Annotated in this window: 11 protein-coding genes and 6 pseudogenes; 13 read left to right on the top strand and 4 right to left on the bottom strand. The window is 68.4% G+C overall.

Annotated features, from left to right (window positions below; all coding sequences use genetic code 11):
* The first annotated feature begins 6 nt into the window (after positions 1-6).
* Genes OG978_RS47000 through OG978_RS46990 form a run of 3 tightly spaced genes read left to right on the top strand, consistent with a single transcriptional unit; the run spans position 7 to position 1,568 of the window.
* Complete coding sequence (locus OG978_RS47000) at positions 7-432, top strand: hypothetical protein (RefSeq protein WP_326763289.1); 426 nt, start codon at positions 7-9, stop codon at positions 430-432.
* A 12-nt stretch (positions 433-444) separates the two neighbouring features.
* Positions 445-1,053 (top strand): hypothetical protein, encoded by a 609-nt coding sequence (locus OG978_RS46995; RefSeq protein WP_326763290.1) that lies wholly within the window; start codon positions 445-447, stop codon positions 1,051-1,053.
* A complete protein-coding gene (locus OG978_RS46990; RefSeq protein ID WP_326763291.1) occupies positions 1,050-1,568 on the top strand; it encodes a DUF6262 family protein in 519 nt (172 codons plus the stop codon). The genes OG978_RS46995 and OG978_RS46990 overlap by 4 nt, the downstream gene beginning before the upstream one ends.
* Positions 1,569-1,746: 178 nt before the next feature.
* On the opposite strand, the pseudogene OG978_RS46985 reads toward OG978_RS46990, so the two are convergent.
* Positions 1,747-2,978: pseudogene (locus OG978_RS46985) on the bottom strand (IS701 family transposase).
* Positions 2,979-3,145: 167 nt separating this feature from the next.
* Here OG978_RS46985 and OG978_RS46980 point away from each other — a divergent pair.
* The 3 genes and pseudogenes from OG978_RS46980 (at position 3,146) to OG978_RS46970 (ending at position 6,197) form a co-directional block, all read left to right on the top strand.
* Positions 3,146-3,551, top strand: a pseudogene (locus tag OG978_RS46980) (type II toxin-antitoxin system PemK/MazF family toxin).
* 165 nt (positions 3,552-3,716) lie between these two features.
* Positions 3,717-5,067, top strand: a pseudogene (locus OG978_RS46975) (IS630 family transposase).
* A gap of 473 nt (positions 5,068-5,540) precedes the next feature.
* Positions 5,541-6,197: a class I SAM-dependent methyltransferase gene (locus OG978_RS46970; RefSeq protein ID WP_326763292.1), complete on the top strand. Its 657-nt coding sequence runs from the start codon at positions 5,541-5,543 to the stop codon at positions 6,195-6,197.
* A 66-nt stretch (positions 6,198-6,263) separates the two neighbouring features.
* On the opposite strand, the pseudogene OG978_RS46965 reads toward OG978_RS46970, so the two are convergent.
* Positions 6,264-7,488: pseudogene (locus OG978_RS46965) on the bottom strand (IS30 family transposase); the annotation flags it as partial.
* A 74-nt stretch (positions 7,489-7,562) separates the two neighbouring features.
* Positions 7,563-8,027 (bottom strand): MarR family winged helix-turn-helix transcriptional regulator, encoded by a 465-nt coding sequence (locus OG978_RS46960; RefSeq protein ID WP_326763293.1) that lies wholly within the window; start codon positions 8,025-8,027, stop codon positions 7,563-7,565.
* 57 nt (positions 8,028-8,084) lie between these two features.
* Between OG978_RS46960 and OG978_RS46955 the strand changes: the two genes are divergently transcribed.
* The 5 genes from OG978_RS46955 to OG978_RS46935 all read left to right on the top strand — a co-directional run bounded on the left by OG978_RS46955 (position 8,085) and on the right by OG978_RS46935 (position 15,034).
* Positions 8,085-8,951, top strand: coding sequence for an SDR family NAD(P)-dependent oxidoreductase (locus tag OG978_RS46955; RefSeq protein WP_326763294.1), 867 nt, complete (start codon positions 8,085-8,087; stop codon positions 8,949-8,951).
* Between the two features lie 173 nt (positions 8,952-9,124).
* Positions 9,125-11,359 (top strand): MMPL family transporter, encoded by a 2,235-nt coding sequence (locus OG978_RS46950; protein ID WP_326763295.1) that lies wholly within the window; start codon positions 9,125-9,127, stop codon positions 11,357-11,359.
* Positions 11,360-11,556: 197 nt separating this feature from the next.
* Complete coding sequence (locus tag OG978_RS46945; RefSeq protein WP_326763296.1) at positions 11,557-12,876, top strand: sensor histidine kinase; 1,320 nt, start codon at positions 11,557-11,559, stop codon at positions 12,874-12,876.
* Positions 12,873-13,550 (top strand): response regulator transcription factor, encoded by a 678-nt coding sequence (locus OG978_RS46940; RefSeq protein WP_326763297.1) that lies wholly within the window; start codon positions 12,873-12,875, stop codon positions 13,548-13,550. The genes OG978_RS46945 and OG978_RS46940 overlap by 4 nt, the downstream gene beginning before the upstream one ends.
* 206 nt (positions 13,551-13,756) lie before the next feature.
* Positions 13,757-15,034, top strand: a complete 1,278-nt coding sequence (locus OG978_RS46935) for a metallophosphoesterase (protein ID WP_326763298.1) — start codon at positions 13,757-13,759, stop codon at positions 15,032-15,034.
* A 444-nt stretch (positions 15,035-15,478) separates the two neighbouring features.
* Here the strand turns inward: OG978_RS46935 and OG978_RS46930 are convergent, their stop codons facing one another.
* Positions 15,479-15,661, bottom strand: a complete 183-nt coding sequence (locus OG978_RS46930; protein ID WP_442817631.1) for a hypothetical protein — start codon at positions 15,659-15,661, stop codon at positions 15,479-15,481.
* Positions 15,662-15,697: 36 nt separating this feature from the next.
* Between OG978_RS46930 and OG978_RS46925 the strand changes: the two are divergent.
* Both OG978_RS46925 and OG978_RS46920 read left to right on the top strand, forming a co-directional pair.
* A pseudogene (locus OG978_RS46925) lies at positions 15,698-16,121 on the top strand (ISAzo13-like element transposase-related protein); the annotation flags it as partial.
* A 437-nt stretch (positions 16,122-16,558) separates the two neighbouring features.
* A pseudogene (locus tag OG978_RS46920) lies at positions 16,559-17,373 on the top strand (IS110 family transposase); the annotation flags it as partial.
* Between the last annotated feature and the right edge of the window lie 345 nt (positions 17,374-17,718).

Here is a 17,718-nt window from a genome sequence, read left to right as displayed (position 1 = left end):
GATCCAATGCGAACCTATCGCTACAAAGTGCAGAAGAGTGGCTTCGGACTGTTTCTCGGGATCGCAGCCGAAGCCATCCGGCTGACGGTCCCGCCAACTGCCGGCGCCCCCGTCAGCGACCGGGTCTGGCTAGACGCTTCCGAGGTCAACAACGCCTACTACGGCAGTCGGCTGACACTCACCGAGAGTGAAGTCGCCACGCTGCGAGTCGGCCTGGGCAAGGTCTCTGGCGACATCGAACTCGTCGAAAGCAGCCCTTACATACTGATCGCAGTCCGAGCACTGGAGATCTTCGAGGTCGATTACGCAGAGGTGGCCCTCGCGCCGGCGATCGCCAGGTGGGCCGAAGCGGAGTTCTCTCTGGCACCCCGCCGCTGCCACGCCACTCGCGACAGCGCTACCGGCGAGTTCACGTTGGACTGTGATGAGTGACCTACATGGCCAATGGTGTCATCGGGTGCGATCACGCCCAAGGCATTCGGACAGTTCCAATACCCGACGTCACCATTAGTCGGCGAGAAGCGCAAGCGTGAGGCGGTGGAACGGGTCACCTCAATGCAGTTCGACCGGAACGGCAACCGTGTCTGGCGCAAGGCACAGGCCCTGCTCGACTCCGAGCATGCCCGCCGGGCCATCGGGGAGGTCCAGGTCCCTTATGGGCTCTGCACCGAACCCACCAACGTCCAGGCCGGTGGCCACGACTGCCCCGTCCGATTCCGCTGCGTCGGCTGCGACCACTACCGCACCGACGTCTCCTACCTTCCCGACCTGGAGGCATACCTCGCCGATCTCCTCCGCGGCCGCGAACGCCTCGCCGCATTCGCAGCCGATTCCTGGGCAAAGGACGAGGCCATGCCTTCCGACGAGGAGATCACGCGGGTCCGCCGCCTGATCAAACGCGTTCGGGAGGACCTGGGCGACCTCACCGAGGAGGACCAGATTCAGATCAAGGAAGCCGTCACTGTGGTCCGCCGCACCCGTCGCGTCGTCTCACTCGGCCTGCCCCGCGTTGGACCACCCGAGGGCCTCCGTCCCGAAAGGCCCGCAGGATGACCAATCCCATGATCGATGGAAAACGCGCAGACTCGGCCCGCCGCCGCGAACGCGTCCTCAAAGCCATCGACACCGCCGCCAAGAACGGCGGAGACATCACCGTTTCCGGTCTCGCCAGAGCCGCCCGAGTCGATCGCACCTTCCTCTATCGCCACCGCGACCTACTCGAACGCGTCCATGCCGCCGCCAACACCCCTGTCAATGAGGGGCGAATCGCCGCGGTCAGCCGGGCTTCGCTCCAGGCTGACCTCACAAACGCGCTCGACCGTAACAAGCGCCTTGCGGCACGAGTCCGACATCTAGAGAGCCGGTTGTCCTCCCAACTCGGAGAGGCCATCTGGGCCGAATCCGGCCTCGGCACCCCGGTCGACATCGACCGGCTCCAACACCGCATCGCCCTCCTCGAACAAGAGCTCGCCACCAAGCAGGGCGAACTTGAAGAACGAACAGAAGAGTTGGATGCCTCGCGGGCGGCCAACCGGGAGTTGACCCGATCCCTAAATTACCGGCCTTGATCACGACCGGCCACTGTCTGAACTGAGCCAGTCAGACCATCCGCCCCGGTTCTCGGCGTCCTGCGTCTGTCGAGAACCGGGGCACGTTACCCGATCGGTAGCCTCCGATGCCGCAGCCGGCGCCTCCATCTCCAGGTCGGGGGCATATGGCTAATACTCCAGCCGTAGATCGTGATCTTCATGCCTGAGTGGCTTGTCGACGGTAGTGGCTGGCCTGGGATCGGGCCTGGTGGCGGCGCCGCCAGTCGGACCAACCGAGCCGGTGGGCGGCATCGTGGACGGGTCGGACAACGAGTGTGATGAACAGGCGCTGGATCTCGTTGCAGGTGAGCGGAATGAGGGCATCGGGTGCGGGGCGGGTGTGCTCGTCTGCGCGTACGACGGCGAGGAAGGCGTGCGCGAGCATGGCGAGGGTGACCCAGCGGGACCAGGAGGCATAGCGGCGGACCTGGTGCTCGTCGAGCGCGGCCAGGCCCTTGCCCGACTGGAAGAACTCCTCCACCCGCCATCTTGATCCAGCGACTCTGACCAGCACGGTCAGCGGCACGGGTGCGCGCGAGTAGCAGCGGTAGTAGGCGAGTTCGCCGGTGCTGCGGTTACGGCGGATCAGCAGCTGACGACTCCCGGGTCGGGGGTCGGCGAGGTCGATGACTGCCCAGTCGTAGAAACGGTGGCCCTTGGCCCCGGCCCCTGTGGAGAGCTTCTGCCAGGCCCGCTTGGGCACCTTCTTGGCCAGGGTGTCCGCGCGGAACTTCCCGGCGCCGGTGGTGACTTCGTGCGAGCAGGCCACCGCGAGGACGTAGCCGGTGCCGCGTTCCTCCAGTGCGGTTCGCAGCCTGGGGTTGCCGCCGTAGACCTCGTCGCCGGCGACCCATGCGGCCTGGTGGCCGGCGTCCAGGAACCGGGCAACCATACGAGTGGCCAGTTCCGGCTTGGTGGCGAAGGCGGTGTCCTGGTCGAGTCCGGCATCCCGGCAGCGGTCAGGGTCGGAGGTCCATGAACGCGGGACGTACAGTTCCCGGTCCACTGCCGCGTGCCCGCGCCGGCCGGCGTAGACCAGGTAGACGGCGACCTGGCATTTTCGATCCTGCCCGCGGTGCCGGTGTACTGGCGCTGAACGCCGACCGTGCCGGTGCCCTTCTTCACGTCCCCGGTCTCGTCGACCACCAGTACCGCCTGGTCGTCGTGCAGGTGGTCCACCACGTAGTCACACACATCGTCGCGGACCCGGTCGGCGTCCCACTTGGCCCGCCCCAGCAGATGCTGCATGCCGTCCGGGGTCCTCTCCCCGGCCCATTCGGCGATGGTCCAGCAGTTCTTGCGCGGCAGGTCCGACAGCAGTCCGAGCACCAACTTCCGGACCCGGAACCGAGGTTCGACCCGTGTGAACCGTCCCGCTATCCGGCTCATCAGGCCCTCGAACGCCTCCTGCCAGCGGGCAGGGTCTACGCTGTGACCTGCGGCCACCGCGTGATCGTTTGTCTTCACACACCGATGATCAACGGGTGGCCGCACCCGTCTCCACAGCGCGTCGGGGTCGCGCAGCGCCCGCCCGCCGTCCTGTGTCAGGAGGACATGTGCAACGTGGCGAAGTCTGGTGGGTGGAGTTCGACGAGCGGCGGCCGGTCGTGCTGCTGTCGGGAGACGACGCGTCCGGGATCCGGGTGATGCAGGTCGTCGCTCGGGCGGGTGTCGACATCACCGATCTGGGCGTCGAAGTGGCAGTAGGCGCCGTGGAAGGACTGCCCTTTGAAGGCGTGCTTCGGTTCGCGTTCCCGCGTCCGGGGCTTTACCCCTTGCACGTGGCTGACCACCGTGTCCCGGGACGACCTGATCGAGCGGGCGGGCGCCCTGTCCTCCGCGAAACTCAGCGAGATTGAGAACGCCCTCCGTCTCGGTGAGCAGGCGAAGGAGTGGACCCCGGCGACGACCGCGAAGCTCAGCGAGATAAGGAACGCCCTCCGTCTCGGTGGACTCGGGTAGGCGGAGAAGGAAACGAACGCCCGCGACGGCGTGGTCGGTCTCATCCAGATGATCGACGCTGCCGGCTGCCTCCTCGGCGCCCCTCACGATCGAGATCACGAACTACGGCTGGAGTACTAGTGTGATGCGCCAGAAAAGGCGGTCTTAAGTCTGTAGGCTGTTTTTATGTCGCATCGAGGCCCTCGTGCTGTCGAAGTCGTGCTGTCCGCTGAGGAGCGTGCGGAGTTGCTGCGCTGGGCGGGTGGCGGGGTGCCGGCCCGTGTGGCCGAGCGGGCGCGGATCATCCTGGCCTGTGCGGACGGGGCGTCAAATACCGCTGTGGCGGCGGACTGTGGGGTGTCCGTGGAGACGGTGCGCAAGTGGCGTTCGCGGTTCGTGGCCCGGCGGCTGGCGGGCTTGGTGGATGAGCCGCGGCCGGGCCGGCGCAAGCCGGACCTGGTGCTCAGCGAAGCCGAGCGTGCGGAGCTGACGCGCTGGGCGCGGCGGGCGAAGACCGCGCAGTTCCTGGCACTGCGCGCGAAGATCGTGCTGCGGTGTGCGGAGGGCGGGACGAACAAGGAGGTCGCGGCCGAACTCGGCATCGCCCACGCGACGGTGAACCGCTGGCGCTCCAGGTTCATCACCCTGCGTCTGGACGGACTGACGGACGAGCCCCGCCCCGGCAGGCCGCCCTCGGTCCTGCTCGACCAGGTCGAGGACGTACTCGTGGCGACTCTGGAGTCCGTCCCGGGCAAGGACACGCACTGGTCGCGTGCCTCGATGGCGAAGCACAGCGGGCTGTCGAAATCGACCGTCGGGCGGATCTGGAAGAAGTTCGACCTCAAGCCCCACCTGCAGGACTCCTTCAGACTGTCCACCGACCCGCAGTTCGTCGCCAAGGTCGTCGACGTCGTCGGCCTCTACCACCAGCCGCCGGAGAAGGCGGTGGTTCTCTGCGTCGATGAAAAGAGCCAGATCCAGGCACTGGACCGCTCGCAGCCGGTACTGCCGATGATGCCGGGCATGCCCGAACGCCGCACCCACGACTACTACCGGCACGGGATCACCAGCCTGTTCGCCGCCTTCAACATCGCCGACGGCACCGTCATATCGGAACTGCACCGCCGCCACCGCGCCATCGAGTTCAAGAAGTTCCTGATCCGGATCGACAAGGCCGTGCCCAGCGGACTCGACGTCCATCTGGTCTGTGACAAATTACGCCACCCACAACACCGCCGAGATCAAGACGTGGCTGGGAAAACACCCCCGCTTCCACGTCCACTTCACCCCGACCGGCTCTTCCTGGATGAACCAGGTCGAGCGGTGGTTCGGCCTGCTGACCGACAAACTCATCCGCCGCGGCGTCCACACTTCCGTGACAGCCCTGGAGAAGGACATCACCGCCTGGATCGACACCTGGAACGAGAACCCGAAGCCGTTCACCTGGACCAAGACCGCCGACGAGATCCTCAAGTCCCTCGCCGACTACCTCACCAAAATCAGCCCACCCAGCACCGAAAACCAGCGGCAGACTTAAGATCACCTTTTCTGGCGCATCACACTAGCACTCCTGCTGTAGATCGCGATCTTCATGCTTGAGTGGGTTGTCGCTGGTAGTGGCTGGTCTGTGACAGGGCCTGGTGGCGGCGTCGCCAACGAGACCCCGTGGGGGCGGGCCGGCGGGTGAGGGTGGCTGGCCTGCCCCGCCGGGGTTTCGGGCTCGCCGCAGGCGGGACCAGGACGTGACGTACGAGCACGACGAGGGGACGAAGGCAGAATCCGCAGCCTGTTCCGTCGGCGGCCCTGACTCCGGCAGGGCGATGGCGTCGGATTCCAAGGATCGTCGCAACACGTGATCGCCGTTGTGTGATGGCGAGCAGTCTAGACAGCCGCTCCGCCGGGCTACCCGGCCGAGCGGCTGTCGGTCGTTCCAGGCCGGGCGCCCCGGCCAGCTCACATTTATCTCGGTTGTGGTTTCGCAGGCGGCCGAGGGGCTGATGGACTCACGCCATGACGACTTTGCTGCCCCGCGTCCTTCGAGCACTTGAGCAGTTCCATGCCGCCCATCCCTGGGACCACAACGCCCATTACCACCGGTGGATCCTGCGCCAGCTGGCCAGCCGTTTCAACAGGGCTTTGGACGTCGGATCAGGGAGCGGTGACCTCGCCAGACTCCTGGCCTCACGGGCCGGAGCGGTGCACGGTATCGACGTCGATCCCACGATCGTCGATCGCGCGCGGGAACTCACAAAACCCGCCGCCCCGGTGACCTTCACTGTCGGAGACGCCTTGAAGGATGTGCCGCCTGGTCCCTACAACGTCATCACATGTGTCGCCACCATCCACCACATGCCGTTCAGCGACGCCCTCACCTGCTTCCGTCAGGAGCTGGCGCCTGGCGGAACGCTGGTCGTCGTCGGCGTGTATCGCCCGCAGTCTCGGAGCGATTACCTGATCGACGCCGTGGCCATTCCGGCGAACGTGGCCATGGCCTGGATCAAGAACAAGGGCCGCAAGGCGCCGCGACCAGCCTCAATGACCGCCCCGACCCGACCGGCAACTACGACCTTTGCAGACATCGTTCGCGACGCCCACCAGGCGCTACCCGGTGCACGGCTGCACCGACGACTGTTTTGGCGCTACACGCTGGTCTGGCACCGCCACTAGGAGGTCGGCCTCGGCTTGGCCTGGGGCCAAAGGCGCCGCGCGGAGGGCCCCCTGTGCCGTCAGGAGTCCCGTACTCAGCAGACTTTGCAGGCGCTCGGCTGGAGTTTCCCAGCCGAGCGTTTTGCGTGGGCGGCTGTTGAGTTCGGCAGCCACCGCGTCCAGGTGCTCGCGGGTGTGCCGGGACAGGTCGGTTCCCTTGGCAAAGTACTGCCGGAGAAGGCCGTTCGTATTCTCGTTCGAGCCGCGCTGCCAGGGACTGCCCGGGTTGCAGAAGTAGACCGGCATGTTCGCGGCGGCGGAGAAGAGCTCATGACCTGCCATCTCGTTGCCCTGGTCCCAGGTCAGTGACCGTCGCAGATGGGGCGGAAGCTGGCTGATGGTGGCGGTGAGCGCCTGGTGGAAGTGCTCTGCCCGATGCCCGTTGGGCAGGTGCACCAGCATGGTGAAGCGGGTCGTGCGCTCGACGAGTGTGCCGATGGCGGAGCGGTGGTCGGCGCCGACGATGCAGTCGCCTTCCCAGTGGCCGGGTATGGCGCGATCAGCCGCTTCAGCGGGCCGGTCGCTAATCATCACCATGGGGGCGGTGAACCGGGGCTGCCGCTTGTTTGCCTGGCGGTGGGGGCGCCGGCGGGCCCGCCCGCTCCGCAGGGCCTTGGTGAGTTCGCGGTGGAGTTCTCCACGGCCTTGGATGTAGAGGGCCTGGTAGATCGTCTCGTGCGTCACGCGCATCTCCGGGTGGACGGGCAAGTCCCGGCGGAGCTGGTGGGCTATCTGCTCCGGGCTCCAGCGCCGTTCCAGACGCTCTTGAATGTAGTCACGCAGCCGCGGACACCGGCCGATCTTCCCGGCCTTGGGGCGAGGTCGGCGGGCATCGGCACGGGCCTGGGCGACGTCAGGCCGGTAGGTCCACTCGGTGCCGCGCCGAGCGCGCCGTTGCGGCGTATTTCTCGGCGATGATCGACGGGCTGCGGCCCAGCTCGGCGGCAATCGTGCGGATGGACACCTTCTCCCGCAGCCGGTCAGCGATGTGGATGCGCTCATCTGCACCGAGGTAGCGGCCGGACGAAACGGGGACGGCCGCCCGCTGTGAACGAACGGGCGGCTCGACCCTGCCGCTATTGAGCAGGCGGCCGTTACGCCACCCACGAGCGGTCCGCACATGGACACCTACACGCTTGGCCGCATCTGCACTGCTGTAGCCCTGTTGCACGAGCCGGAAGTATTCCTCCCGCTCAGCATGGAGCCTCTTGCGCCCCTGCGGCCTGCGGTCCTTCCGAGCTTCGAACCCCATCGCATCCCCTGAGCTGGGGTGTTGCGACGACGGCTAGAACGGAGGCCACTGGGGCGGGGGCTCTTTCGTGCCTGTCAGCCGGTCTTGCCGCCAGTGAGGGCGATGTCCAGGTGCGCGAGCAGTGTGTCGAGTGTGGCCAGCTGTTGTGGTTCGAGGCGGCCGAAGCGCTGGCGAAGCACGTGCGTGCCTGCTTCTTCCGCGGCCCTTAGTGCCGTGCGGCCGATGTCGGTGATGGAGACGGTCTTGCGGCGGCGGTCCTCGGGGTCGCCGGTTCGGGCGACCATGCCGAGGCGCTCCAGGCCCTCCACGATCTGGGTGACGGAGCGCGGTGCTTGGCCGAGGGAGGCGGCCAGCTGTGCTTGGTGGAGCGCGCCGCTGCTGACCAGTGCCTGAAGGACCTTGGTGCGGGACAGGGACAGGCCTGCGGTCGCCAGCATGTGCTGGTCGACCTGTTCGCGCAGGCTGTACGCGAGGGTGAGGAAGGACAGTCCCACCTGCTCCGGGGCGCTGCCTGCCGTTGTTGATTCGTGCTGCTCCATGGTTCGGGTATCCTCGCACAACATAATCATGAGGTACCTCACGAAAGGGGTTGTGGGATGGATCGTCCCGTCGCTGTGATCACGGGAGCCACCTCCGGGCTGGGCCGCATCGCTGCCTTCGAGCTGGCCCGCCGGGGCTACCACATCGGCACCGTGGCCCGCTCCCGCAGCAAGGCACAAGCCCTCGTCGCCGACCTGAGGGCGGTGACCGCCGAGCCCGTCGATGTCTTCCATGCCGACCTCGGCGTGCTCTCCGACGCCCGCCGCGCGGGCGAGGAGATCGCCGCGCGCTATCCGCGCCTGGACGTCCTGGTGAACAACGCCGGCCTGCACGCCTTCGCGCAGCGCATCACCACCGAGGGCCTCGCGGAGATGACGGCGGTGAACTACCTCGGCCCGTTCGTCCTGACCGAGGCGCTGACGGCGAAGCTCGGCGCCTCGGCGCCGGTCCGGATCGTCAACGTCGCCTCCGAAGCAGCCCAGCAGGCGAAAACGATCGCCCCGGCCGAGGATCTGCGGCGCACCGAGCCCTACACCCGGCGGGAGTCGATGTCCCTGTACGGGCGCACCAAGTTGATGACCATCATGTGGACGCAGGAACTCGCCCGCCGCCTGGATGCGGACAAGGTGACCGTGAACTGCTGCGACCCCGGCTTCAACGCCACCGGCCTGGGCCGGGACCTGCCCGGCTCCGCCGTCCTGCAGCGGGTGCTGAACACCCTGAGGATCGGCGATCCCCGCAAGGGCGCTGGCATCATCGTGCGACTCGCCACCGACCCGGCGCTCGCGGGCACCACCGGGGGCTACTTCTCCGTCCGTGACGCCCGTCCCTTGCAGTGCCCCGAGCCCGGCCGGGAGCCGCGCGTGCAGCGGGAGCTGTGGGACGCGACGGTGGCGCTTCTTGCCGCCCGCCCGGCTGGCTGAGACCCGGGACGTCCGCCTCGAGGAGGACACCGCCCGGTACGGGGGTACCGTCCCGGCCGCAGATTCGTCCTCGCGTAGCTCATTTCAGCCGCACGCGACTTCTACGTTCATGGGCGGAGCCTGTCGGGCTCGCCCTCACACATCCGTTTTCCCTCTTGGTGGGAGTAACTTTCGTGGCCACCTTTCTCTACCGGCTCGGCCGGCTCGCCTTCCGGCGGCGCAGGCTGGTGCTGCTGGCGTGGATCGCGGTGCTCGTCGCCGCGGTCATCGGCGTCAGCAGCGTGTCGGGCAGTACGACGGACGACTTCACGCTTCCCGGAACCCAGTCGCAGCAGGCCATCGACCTGCTGGAGAAGGAGTTCCCGCAGGCTTCGGCCGGCGGCGCCACGGCCCGTGTGGTCATCGAGGCTCCGGACGGGCAGAAGCTGACGTCCGCCGCGCACAAGCAGGAGGTGGAGTCCCTGGTCGCCGACCTGCGCAAGGCACCGCAGGTGGCGAACGTCGCCGACCCCTTCACCGCCGGCCTGGTCAGCTCCTCGGGCAGCATCGCCTACGCCCAGGTGACCTACGCCGTCCCGCAGGCCGACATCACTCCCGCCGCGTCGGACGCCCTGCACGAGGTGGCGGACAAGGGCGAGAAGGCAAGCCTGAAGATCAGCCTCGGCGGCAACGCGGTGCTGGAGGAGGAGCAGAGCAACGCGGCCGAACTGATCGGCCTGCTGGTCGCCGCATTCGTCCTGGTCATCACCTTCGGTTCACTGGTCGCGGCCGGACTGCCCCTGGTGTCTGCGATCGTCGGCGTCGGCATCGCCCTGTGTGCCATCACCGTCGCCTCGTCGTTCGTCGACATGGCCTCCAACGCGCAGACCCTGGCGCTCATGCTGGGTCTGGCGGTGGCCATCGACTACGCCCTGTTCATCGTCTCCCGCTACCGCACAGAGCTGCGTGAGGGGCACACGCCCGAGGAAGCCGCCGGGCGTGCCCTGGGCACCGCGGGCTCGGCGGTGGTCTTCGCCGGTCTGACCGTCGTCATCGCGCTCGCCGGTCTGAGTGTCATCGGCATCGCGATGCTCACCACCATGGGCCTGGCCGCGGCCTTCGCCATCACCGTCGCCGTGCTGGTCGCGCTCACCCTCCTGCCGGCCACGCTGGGCTTCACCGGTACCCGCGTGGCCCACGGCCGCCTCACCACACGCCGCGTGCGTGCCGAGCAGCACGGCCGACGCGTCACGATGGGCGTTCGCTGGGGTCGCTTCGTCACCCGCCACCCCTGGAAGATGCTGCTGGCGTCGGTTATCGGCCTGGGTGTGCTGGCCATTCCGGCACTGTCGCTGCGGCTGACCCTGCCCGACGACAGCATGGCCGCTCCCGGCAGCACCCAGCGCGTGGCCTACGACACGCTCAGCAAGGGTTTCGGGCCGGGCTTCAGCGGCCCGCTGACCATCGTCGTCGACGCTCGCGACAGCGACGACGCCAAGACCGCGGCCATGGACACCTCCGCCATGCTGGAGGGTCTCGACGACGTCGCCACCGTACGGCCCCCGGTCTTCAACGAGGCCGGTGACGTCGCCCTGATCACTGCGGTGCCGAGCAGTCCGCCCACCAGCCAGGAGACCGTCGACCTGGTCGGCGACATCCGCGAGGGCAGCGACGCGGTGGAGAAGGACAGCGGCACGCAGGTGATGGTGACAGGCACGACCGCGCTCAACATCGATGTCTCCGCCAAGCTCGGCGAGGCGATGGTGCCCTACCTGGCCATCGTCGTCGGCCTCGCGCTGGTCCTGCTGCTCCTCGTGTTCCGCTCGGTCCTGATCCCGATCAAGGCCGCGGCCGGCTTCCTGCTCAGCGTCGTCGCCACCCTCGGCGTGCTGGTCGCCGTGTTCCAGTGGGGCTGGCTCAAGGACGTCTTCGGCGTCGACGAGACCGCACCCATCGTCAGCCTGCTGCCTATCCTGCTGATCGGCGTGGTCTTCGGCCTGGCCATGGACTACGAGGTGTTCCTCGTCTCCGGGATGCGCGAGGCCTATGTCCACGGCGCCGGCCCCACCGAAGCGATCGTCACCGGGTTCCGCCACGGCGCCCGCGTGGTCACCGCCGCCGCCATCATCATGATCTCGGTGTTCGCCGGGTTCCTCCTCGACGACATCGCCCTGGTGAAATCCATCGGCATGGGCCTTGCCACCGCGGTCCTCTTCGACGCCTTCGTCATCCGCATGACCCTCGTCCCCGCGGTGATGACCCTGCTCGGCGCACGGGCCTGGGCACTTCCCCGCTGGCTCGACCGCCTCCTGCCCAACGTCGACGTGGAGGGCGAGAAGCTCCGCCGGGTACTGGCCGAACGCGACCGCCAGACCCGCTTCCCCGCGCAGAACGACCAGGAGCCGACGGCGCCCGCGCCCATCGGATAGGCACAGCCCCGGCACACCCCGACCCCGCCTGCCGGCCCCCACCCCCCCGAGGGGCGGCAGACGGCCCCCGGGGCCCGGACAGCACACCGTGCACCGCACATCGGCTGTCCGGGCCCCTTTTGCCCCCGCCCGCCGGTTCACGCTCCCCATGGAGCGGCGGGCGGCCCTCCCGGACAGCGAAAAGGCCCCCACCTGCCATGAGCGAGCCGACCACCCGAGAACCTGTACACGGCACCTCGCCCCATGCTTCCCGGCTTCCGCGGTCACTGACCAGCGACCCCGACCACCGCGTCACGGTGTCGATCATCAGCGGGCTGGCCGCCTGGCGGATACTCGACCGCGACCACCCCCGTCTGCGGCTGTGGGCCGTGCCCGTCTTCTGCGCCGTCCTCGCACTGCCCGCTCTGCTCAACCCGGCCAACCGCGCCCACCTGCCAAGCGAGATCGTCCTCACCCTCGCCTACACGGTTCCGCTGCTGTGGCGGGAACGACGGCCCGGCCTGGTGTTCGCGATCACCACAGCCGCCTCCGTCCTCGCGCTGCCGCTGAACGTCCTCAACGGCGCCGACGCGGCCCGGATCGTCGCGCTCTACAACGTCGGCCGCTACGGTAGCCACCGCCAGCTGGTCCTCGCCTGCACGGTCACCGCCGCCCAGCTCGTTCTCTGGATCGCGGCATTCTGGGGAAGCGGCCATCTGCAACACGCCAAGCGCCCAGAAATCGTCACACTGCTGGCCATGCTCGCCGTGACCGCCTGCGCCGCACTGGCCCTCACCGGACGCCTGGCGAAAGCCTACATTGTGGCCCTGGAGACCGAGCGGGACCAACAGACCCGCCTGGCCGCAGCCGCGGAGCGCACCCGCGTCTCCCACGAGATGCACGACATCCTCGGCCACACCCTCGCCGTGATCATCGGGCTGGCCGACGGAGCTGCCGCTCTGGCCAGGTCCCGCTCGGAGAAATCCGCCGACACCCTCGACCTCATCGGTGACAGCGGCCGCGAGGCCCTCGCGGAACTACGCCGCCTGCTCATCGTGGTCGACAACCCCGCGACACCACGGGACACCACCCCGCTCGCCCCGCAGCCGACCCTTCAGGACCTGCCCACGCTGCTCCACCGCGTCCGCGCCGCCGGCCCCACCGCCGACCTGCACACCAACGGGGACCTGACACCGCTCAGTCCCGGCCTTCAGCTCACCGTCTACCGCATCGTGCAGGAAGCCCTCACCAACACCCTCAAACATGCCGCGGCCGACACCACCGTGTCCGTCGACCTGTACAGAGATGAGGAATCGGTGCACGTCACGGTGGAGGACACGGGCCCGACCCGTGCGGCGGACAGCGAACGGCACGCCAGGCACAGCGGGCAAGGACTGGTCGGCATGCGCCACCGCGCCGCCCTCTACCAGGGGCGCATCAGCGCAGGCCCGACCCTCGCTGGCGGCTGGCGCGTCCACACCGTCCTGAGCACATCCCGCACCCTGCCCAGCGCCGCCCAGGAGAAGCACCGCATATGACCACCGTCCTCATCGTCGACGACCAGACCCTGCAACGACTGGGCTTTCGCATGCTCCTCGAAGCACAGCCGGACATCTCGGTCGTCGGCGAAGCCTCCCAGGGCCAGGAGGCCGTCCGCCTGACCGCGGAACTGCGTCCCGACGTCGTCCTGATGGACGTCCGGATGCCCGGCGTCAACGGCATCGAGGCCACCCGCCGCATCGTCGAGTCCGGCGGCCGTTCGCGGGTTTTGGTCCTGACCACCTTCGACCTCGACGAGTACGCCTACGAGGCCCTGCGGGCCGGCGCGGCCGGCTTCTTCCTCAAGGACGCACGCCCCGAGGAACTCGTCGTCGGCATCCGGGCCGTGGCGGCCGGCGACAGCGTCATCTCCCCGAGCCTGACACGCAGACTCATCGACGCCTTCACTACCTCTCACCCACAACGGACGTCCGGCGCTCTTGTGCTCAGCCCCGGACAGCGACGACAACTGGCCGCCCTGACCGAACGCGAACGCGAAGTTCTCGCCGCCGTTGCCACGGGATGGTCCAACACCGAGATAGCCGCCCACCTCCACCTGGCCGAGTCGACGGTCAAATCCCACGTCAGCCGCATCCTGGCAAAGATCGACGTCCGCGACCGCGTACAGGCCGTCATCTTCGCCTACGACGTGGGCCTGGCCCGCCCGCAGTGAATCCGCGCGAGCAGACAGATGGACCCCAGATGCCGCCGTCCGACGCGGCCGTCCCTCCGGCCGGGCGCCCCGCCCCCCGGACCAGCCGACCCTGACCGTTCGACAACTCTCCCGGAGCACCCCGCCGCCATGCACCGACACCTCGGCCCCAGCACCCACGACGGGCGATCCGTCTCCAGTCCGTTCCCACCGGCTGAGGCAGCGGCGTGAGCACCCTCGCGCAGGAAGCCACCGTCGCCGCCGTGAGCATCGTCGCCTCGGCCGCCGCACACCGCTACCTCTACCTGAGGCTCGTCAAGGACGTCACATCGTCCGCCCGGCTGCGCAGCGCGGGCGGGGCCACGGCGGTCGCCCTCACGGTCCTGGTCCCCACCGGTGTCCTCGCCGCTCAGTACGCGAACCCCACACGCATCGCATGGCTGGCCTGGCCGGCCTTCGTGTGGGTCGCCCTGGCCGCCTACCTGCTGATGACGCTCGTCGCCCTGGAGATCCCTGCACGCCTCACGGCGCGTGCACTGCGGCGTCGAACCGGAACCGGCCCCGCGATTCCCGCGCAGGCCCCTCGGGCGCCGGTCGTGCAGCAGAGCCAGTCCGTCGCGGCTCCGATCATGGGCGCCCCGAATCCCCGACCGGCCCAGGACCCACCGCGGATGGTGGACCGCCGTCTCGTGCTGGCCCGCTCGGTCGCGCTGCTCGCCACCAGTACCGCCATGGCCACCACCGGCTACGGCTTTCACCGCGGCCTGGGAGCACCCGATGTGAAAGTCGTGCCCGTGGCCCTGCGCCGACTGCACCCCTCCCTCGACGGCATGCGCATCACCATGGCCAGCGACCTCCACCTAGGGCCATTCTTCGGCCGCGCCCACACCGCACGCATGGTCCGGATGATCAACAACACGTCGCCCGACATCGTCGCCATCGTGGGCGATCTCTCCGACGGCACCGCCGGCGACCTGGCCGCTCACGCCGCGCCGCTCACCCGGCTGTCCTCGACCCACGGCACCTTCTTCGTCACGGGCAACCACGACTACCGCCACGATGTCGACGCCTGGATCGCCACACTCGCCGACTTCCGCGTTACCACCCTGCGCAACACCCGAACACTCATCAAACATCGGGGCGGAGCCATCGACCTCGCAGGCGTCACCGACATCACAGGCGAGCAGAACCGCGACACACCCGACTACGACAGGGCCCTCGGCGACCGCGACGCCTCCCACCCCGTCGTCCTGCTCGCCCACCAACCTGTGCAGGTGCACGAAGCCGCCCGACACAAAGTCGATCTCCAACTGTCCGGGCACACACACGGCGGAGCCTTCTTCCCCGGCAACCTGCTCGTGCCACTGACCCAACCCCTCACAGCGGGACTGGCTACCATCGACCACACACAGCTCTACGTCTCCCGCGGAGTCGGAGCATCCCTGCCACCCATCAGAGTCGGAGCACCACCCGACATCACAGTCATCGAACTGCGCAGGCAATAACGCACGCGTGGCGTCGGCGATCAGGACCAGCACAGCCCAGCTGTTCCGGCCCGGCTTCGGTAACCGTGCCGCTCACCCCGCCGGGGCGCCGTGGCTTCTGAGTACACGGGCTACCCTGCGGGTGGTTCCGGAGCATCTGCGGCGATCAGCTGGCTGTTCTCGACCATCAGCCGCTGGTTGACGTTGCGGAGTGCCTGCATGGCGGCCTCTACCTGGCGGCCGCCCTGACCAGCTAGTCAGCCACTCCCGCGCAGCGGGGAACCTCAGCGTAACGAGCTGGTGCGTGATAGCGGGTGATGTGTTCTTGCTGGTGGGTGGCATGATCCGGATGTGGCGATCATGCTCAGTCGGACGGTTCTCGCGCATCAGGTGTTCACAGGGCGTTGTCACGTTGGTGGGTTGTTGATCGGTTGAGGGCGTGTGGGGGTTGGGCGGGGGCCTGGGTCACGCTGCGGTGGGCGGGGCGGTGGCGCCGGTGATCTGGTCCCAGATCACGAAGCGGGTGGTCATCTCGGTGCGGTGGTCGGGGGCGGTCCTCCGGTGCCGGCGTGGCCGGAAGTGGGGTGAGATGCCGCTGAACGCGGACAGGAACCGCTGGGCCCCGCCCAGGGGATTGTAAAGAATCAACGCGTTGCTTTGGGGGCTCTGGCGCGTTGGTCTGGTATGCGCATACCGAGTGAGGTTCGTGATCAACTCGCCCTGAGGTTCGGGGTGTTGTTTCCGCATCTGGATGAGCGGCAGCAGCGGCTGGCGCTGGCCACCGAGGCCCGGCTGCTGGGCCACGGCGGGGTCCGGGCCGTCGCGCGCACTGCGGGCGTGAGCGAAACGACGGTGCGAAAGGGGGTCTTCGAGCTGGAGGGCGGCGAGGATCCGCTGCCCGGGTGGAGGGTTCGCCGCTGTGGTGACGGGGCACAAGAGTGCCGAGGAGCTGGACCCGCGGCTCGTTCCGGCTCTGCTGGCGCTGGTCGAGCCGGACGAGCGGGGTGATCCCATGTCGCCGCTGCGCTGGACGACCAAGTCGCTGCGGCACCTGGCCGAGGAGCTCGCCGGGCAGGGGCATCCCGTCTCGGCGCCCACGGTGGGCCGGCCACCTCCACGGCGCCGGAACGTACCGCGGCGGCGGAGGCGCTGACGCTGTTCGCCGACTGGGAGCCAGGCACCTACGACCGCCTGGACTGAACCGGCACCCACCGCGGCGCCTCGCCCCGGCACGGGGTCAGGTGGGGTTCAGTGGAGTGATGCCGGTACCCGCGTACGGTTCGGGCTCCAGCGACAGGACCGTGATCGGCTCCCCCCCATTTACCTTTTTGGTGGCTCCGCAACGGGGCTCCCGGCCTCCGGGCTCGGCATGACTTCCCCCCTTGTTAACCATGATCCGGGGGGTGGTGTCACCGAGCCCGGAGGCACTGACTGACCGCTGATTAGGGGCATGACCACCGACTCTTCGCAGGTCGGGAGGCTCTTCGTAATGTGGATGTGGCGATCGGTGCCGTGGACGAGGCCGGGCAGAAGCACGACCGGAGGATGCACGTGATCGACACCGGCGACATCGACGTCTATCTCGGCCTGGACGTCGGCAAAGGCGAACACCACGCCACCGCCGTCACCCCGGCAGGGAAGAAGGCGTTCGACAAGCGCCTGCCCAACACCGAGCCCAAGCTCCGCGAGCTGTTCGCGAAACTCCAGGCCAAGCACGGAACGGTGCTGGTCGTGGGCAGCCGGCCTCGATCGGAGCCCTGCCGCTGGCGGTGGCCCGGGACATGGGCTGCCCCGTCGCCTACCTGCCCGGTCTGACGATGCGGCGGATCGCCGACCTCTATCCCGGCGAGGCCAAGACAGACGCGAGGGACGCGTTCATCATCGCCGACGCCGCCCGCGCGATGCCTCACACTCTGCGCTCGGTCGACCTCGAAGACGAGACGATCGCCGAGCTGGAGATGATCGTCGGCTTCGACGACGACCTGACCGGTGAGGCCACCCGGGTCGCGAACCGGCTCCACGGCCTGCTCACCCAGATCCACCCGTCCCTGGAACGGGTTCTGGGCCCACGGTTGCAACACCCGGCTGTCCTGGCCCTGCTGGAGCGGTTCGGGTCACCGGCCCAGATCCGCAAGGCAGGCCGTCGGCGGCTGGTCACGCTGCTGCGGCCGAAGGCGCCGCGGATGGCCGAGCGGCTGGTCGAGGACATATTCACCGCGCTGGACGAGCAGACCGTGGTGGTTCCCGGCACCGAAGCGGCCGCGCTGATCGTCCCGAGCCTGGCCGGCTCGCTCGCCGCCGTCCTTGACCAGCGCAAGCTCCTGGCCGGGCGCATCGAGGAACTGCTGGAGGCCCACCCTAATGGGCAGTGATGCGGGGCACCGCCAGGCCCACCCCGGCCCGTCGACGCCTTGAAAGAGACTGCGGGCCCCGCATCACCCTCGTGACGGTGGTCGGTGCCGGAGAAGCCGCGCACACCCCCAGGGACTTGGATCCCTTGGTCAAGAGTCGGCCTCCGGTGCCGTCCAGCGTCACGAGTCCGTACCCCACCGCATCCAGTCCGATGATCGGATCGTTGAAGTTTGTGGTCCGAGCCGCCCACAGGGGTCACCTCTCACCACGCCTGGAGCCGCCGAGCTCTGGAGCAGACCGAGGGCCCTGTGAGTCGCTGGGGTCACGAACGGCTAATCGGATGCAGGGCCATC

The sequence above is a fragment of the Streptomyces sp. NBC_01591 genome (assembly GCF_035918155.1).
Taxonomy (GTDB): Bacteria; Actinomycetota; Actinomycetes; order Streptomycetales; family Streptomycetaceae; genus Streptomyces.
Note: the sequence above shows the minus strand (reverse complement) of the source record. Positions and strands in the feature narration are given on the sequence as shown.

Coding starts and splice junctions, on each gene's coding strand:
- OG978_RS46955 (WP_326763294.1), top strand. CDS start 8,085: ATGGATCGTCCCGTCGCTGTGATCACGGGAGCCACCTCCGGGCTGGGC.
- OG978_RS46960 (WP_326763293.1), bottom strand. CDS start 8,027: ATGGAGCAGCACGAATCAACAACGGCAGGCAGCGCCCCGGAGCAGGTG.
- OG978_RS46995 (WP_326763290.1), top strand. CDS start 445: ATGGTGTCATCGGGTGCGATCACGCCCAAGGCATTCGGACAGTTCCAA.
- OG978_RS47000 (WP_326763289.1), top strand. CDS start 7: ATGCGAACCTATCGCTACAAAGTGCAGAAGAGTGGCTTCGGACTGTTT.
- OG978_RS46970 (WP_326763292.1), top strand. CDS start 5,541: ATGACGACTTTGCTGCCCCGCGTCCTTCGAGCACTTGAGCAGTTCCAT.
- OG978_RS46990 (WP_326763291.1), top strand. CDS start 1,050: ATGACCAATCCCATGATCGATGGAAAACGCGCAGACTCGGCCCGCCGC.
- OG978_RS46940 (WP_326763297.1), top strand. CDS start 12,873: ATGACCACCGTCCTCATCGTCGACGACCAGACCCTGCAACGACTGGGC.
- OG978_RS46945 (WP_326763296.1), top strand. CDS start 11,557: ATGAGCGAGCCGACCACCCGAGAACCTGTACACGGCACCTCGCCCCAT.